4 protein-coding genes are annotated in these 3,715 nt (G+C 57.3%); 2 read left to right on the forward strand and 2 right to left on the reverse strand.

Going from position 1 to position 3,715, the window contains the following annotated elements; all coding sequences use genetic code 11:
• A partial coding sequence (locus NCN04_RS09330; RefSeq protein ID WP_250395908.1) for an ATP-dependent Clp protease proteolytic subunit occupies positions 1-205 on the reverse strand: 205 nt, incomplete at its 3' end.
• Between the two features lie 46 nt (positions 206-251).
• Positions 252-1,601, reverse strand: coding sequence for a trigger factor (gene tig, locus NCN04_RS09335; RefSeq protein WP_250395909.1), 1,350 nt, complete (start codon positions 1,599-1,601; stop codon positions 252-254).
• A gap of 172 nt (positions 1,602-1,773) precedes the next feature.
• Between tig and NCN04_RS09340 the strand changes: the two genes are divergently transcribed.
• Together NCN04_RS09340 and dapA are read left to right on the forward strand one after the other, a co-directional pair.
• Positions 1,774-2,805, forward strand: coding sequence for an aspartate-semialdehyde dehydrogenase (locus NCN04_RS09340; RefSeq protein WP_250395910.1), 1,032 nt, complete (start codon positions 1,774-1,776; stop codon positions 2,803-2,805).
• A gap of 5 nt (positions 2,806-2,810) precedes the next feature.
• A partial coding sequence (gene dapA / locus NCN04_RS09345; protein WP_048347653.1) for a 4-hydroxy-tetrahydrodipicolinate synthase occupies positions 2,811-3,715 on the forward strand: 905 nt, incomplete at its 3' end.

Consider the following 3,715-nt stretch of genomic DNA (forward strand, 5'->3'; position numbering starts at 1 on the left):
CTGCAACCTGGTCGTTCACGTCGGTTCCCAGAAAGATGATTCTCTCTCTGAGCAAACGGGAATAAATATCAAAGGAGCGTTCACCACGCCCAGATTGCTCAACCACAGTGGGAACCCCAGGAGAGGCATACGTGGTGTGAGCGGAGACGGGAAGGGTTCCCCGCCAGCGGTTTTCGATCGGGTGGTGGCTGCTTGCGTTGATCACGCGGCGGCGAGCGGGGGGACAGATGAATGCAATCTATGGGCGCCGATCAGGCATCGGCGGCCTTCGGCTTGTCCTTGTCAGGGGCCTTTTCGCTCACGGTGCTGTTTTCTTCAAGCCAGCCGAGAAGTTTTTCTTGGAGTAGATCCTCGATGACGGCTTGACGGAGACGGTTGGGGTCGATGTCACGCTCACCGGAGAGTTCAGCTTTGACCTCCTTTACTTTGGCGTCAATCTCTGGGTCCTCAATCTTGAGGCTTTCTGCTTCCGCCAGGGCTGAGAGGGCAAGACTGCGGCGCAAACGCTCCTCTGCTTCTGGGCGTGAGGTCTCCATCAAGTTGCGGACCAGCTCAGGAGTGAAGAGGGATTTCACATCCATTCCCTGTTGAGAGAATTGAGCGGCGGTTTGTTCCACCAGGTTGCGGACTTCCTGTTGAACCAGGGTTTCGGGCAGCTCCACCTCAAGTTGCTCGACGAGAGCTGAGAGCAGGGCATCGCGTCGATTGCTAGTGGTACGGCGCTCAGCGTCATCCTTTAAACGCTTCTCAAGGTCGGTGCGGAGCTCGGCCAAAGTTTCCTGCTCGCTGGCTTGCTTGGCAAAGTCGTCATCCAGGTCGGGAAGTTCTCTGGTCTTGAGATCCTTCAGTTCGATCTCGAAGCTGGCCTTGCGTCCGCGCGCATCTTCTTTGGGGTAGTCCTCAGGAAAATTGCAGGCCACTGTTTTGCTGTCACCAATGGCCATCCCCACAACGCCTTCAATGAAGCCGGGGATCATGCGGCCATGCTCGAGGTCCACATCCATCGATTCGGAGCTGCCGCCTTCGATCTCGCTGCCGTCGTCGCTGTAAGTGCCCTTAAAACCCACCACAGCGATATCGCCTTCTGCAGCCTTGCGACCCTCGACAGGGACCACAGTGGCGAGCTGACGGCGTGACTGCTCGAGCATTTCATCCACTTTTGCAGCATCGAAGCTGACGCTCTCCGCTTCTGCTTTCAGGCCCTTGGTGGCCTTCAGGGTTGGGGTGGGAGCCACATCGGATTCAAAGGTGACGGAAAGGGGTTTCCCAGGTTCAAAAGACTCCAGCAGGGCTTCGTAGCCGCCATCGACTTCGGGTTGGCCTAAGGCTTCAATCGTTTCTTGCTTGATCGTGTCCCGCCAGATGGCGTCCACAAGGTTTTCGAGAGCGGTCGCGCGAATGCGTAGTCCGCCAAGTTGTTGTATGAGAACGGAGCGAGGCACCTTGCCTTTGCGGAATCCAGGCAAATTCACGCTGCGACTGAGCTGTGAGATCGCCGCCTCGTAACTAGCTTGACTGCGTTCGGCTGGAATCGCTACTTCAACGGCCAGACGGCTGCCGGGGCGGGCTGTGGAGGTGACCTTCAGGCTGGCGGCACTCATCGGCGGCGTTTAAGAGCAGACGCATCACCTTAATTAAGTGTGAGTCCTTTGCCATCCGCGTAAGGTGGTTGGAACGCTTTAGCAACTCCCTGCGGCGTCACAACGCAGGGATCGATGCAGTGAGTGGCTTGTAGCCACGGCTTACACCAGATTTTGTTCCAGTTTCATTCGTTTGATCTCCGCCGCTCCATTCCCTAACCGACCCCTAACCGTTGCTGTCCTGGGTGCCAGTGGTGCCGTGGGTCAAGAGCTTCTCCAGCTCCTTGAGGAGCGGAATTTTCCTGTCGCTGAACTGCGCCTTTTGGCTTCCGCCCGGTCTGCTGGGAGTCGCTGCTCTTGGAAGGGGCAGGAGCTCATCGTTCAAGAGACCACAGCCACAGCCTTCCAAGGAGTTGACTTGGTGCTTGCCTCGGCCGGTGGATCGGTCTCCAAGGCTTGGCGCGAAGCGATCGTGTCGTCGGGAGCTGTGATGGTTGATAACTCCAGCGCGTTTCGCATGGAAGATGGTGTGCCTCTTGTCGTGCCCGAGGTCAATCCAGAGGCAGCGCAGCAGCACCAGGGCGTGATTGCAAATCCCAACTGCACCACAATTTTGCTGAGCTTGGCGTTGGCGCCGCTGGCGTTGCGCCGACCTTTGCGTCGCGTGGTGGTGAGCACCTATCAATCGGCCAGTGGTGCTGGTGCCCGCGCCATGGATGAGCTTCGCGAGCTCTCCCAGGTGGTGCTTGATGGAGGCACCCCCAACAGTGAGGTGTTGCCCCATTCGCTTGCGTTCAATCTTTTTTTGCATAATTCTCCGCTGCAGCCAAATGGCTACTGCGAAGAGGAGCTGAAGATGGTGAATGAAACCCGAAAGATCATGGGATTACCTGATTTGCGTTTCACTGCAACATGCGTGCGGGTCCCTGTGTTGCGCGCTCACTCAGAAGCGGTCAATGTGGAATTTCATGAGCCGTTCTCCGTTGAGGAGGCCCGTTCACTTCTGGCTGCAGCTCCCGGTGTTGAGTTACTCGACGATTCCGCCCACAACCGATTCCCAATGCCCACCGATGTAACCGGTCGAGACCCGGTCATGGTGGGGCGGATTCGTCAGGACATCAGTGAGCCGAATGCTCTTGAGTTTTGGCTTTGTGGTGATCAGATTCGCAAAGGTGCTGCTTTGAATGCCATTCAAATTGCCGAACTGCTTCTTCCTTCTGTTTGATTTATATGAGTCCTGCTGCTGAACTTTCTCCGACTCCGTTTGGCCGTTTGTTAACGGCCATGGTGACCCCCTTCGATGCTGAGGGCCGCGTGGATTTGGCTTTGGCAGGTCGTTTGGCCCGTCATCTTGTCGAGGAAGGTTCCGATGGGCTAGTCGTTTGTGGCACCACGGGTGAATCTCCAACCCTGAGCTGGCAGGAGCAAGTCAAGATGCTGGAGGTGGTCCGTCAAGCCGTTGGACCTGGCGTCAAGGTGCTTGCGGGTACGGGCAGCAACAGCACGAGTGAGGCGGTGAATGCCACGCGGGAAGCGGCGGCCTCAGGTGCTGATGGTGCCCTTGTGGTTGTGCCTTACTACAACAAGCCTCCACAAGAGGGTTTGGAAGCGCATTTCCGAGCGATTGCGACGGCGGCTCCAGAGCTACCTCTGATGCTTTACAACGTGCCTGGACGCACTGGCACGAGTTTGGCTCCAGCCACGGCGGCTGAGCTGATGAATTGCGCCAATGTGGTGAGCTTTAAGGCGGCCAGCGGTTCCATTGAAGAAGTCACCGAGCTGCGGTTGGCCTGTGGACCTCGCCTTGCCGTCTACAGCGGTGATGACGGCTTGCTCTTGCCGATGTTGTCCGCTGGTGCTGTTGGTGTGGTGAGTGTGGCCAGCCATGTTGTTGGCAGGCGTTTGCGCCACATGATTGATGCTTACCTCAGCGGTCAGAACGCTGTTGCTCTTGGTCAACACGAGCAGTTAACGCCGCTCTTCCAGGCCCTCTTTGCAACCTCTAACCCCATCCCTGTGAAAGCTGCTCTTGAGCTGAGTGGATGGCCCGTAGGTGCTCCTCGTCTTCCTTTATTGCCCCTTAATTCAGCCATGCGCGATTCCTTAGCCGACCTTCTCACTGCCCTGCGTCAGAC

Origin of the sequence: Synechococcus sp. MU1655, assembly GCF_023630655.1 — a bacterium.
GTDB lineage: Bacteria > Cyanobacteriota > Cyanobacteriia > PCC-6307 > Cyanobiaceae > Synechococcus_C.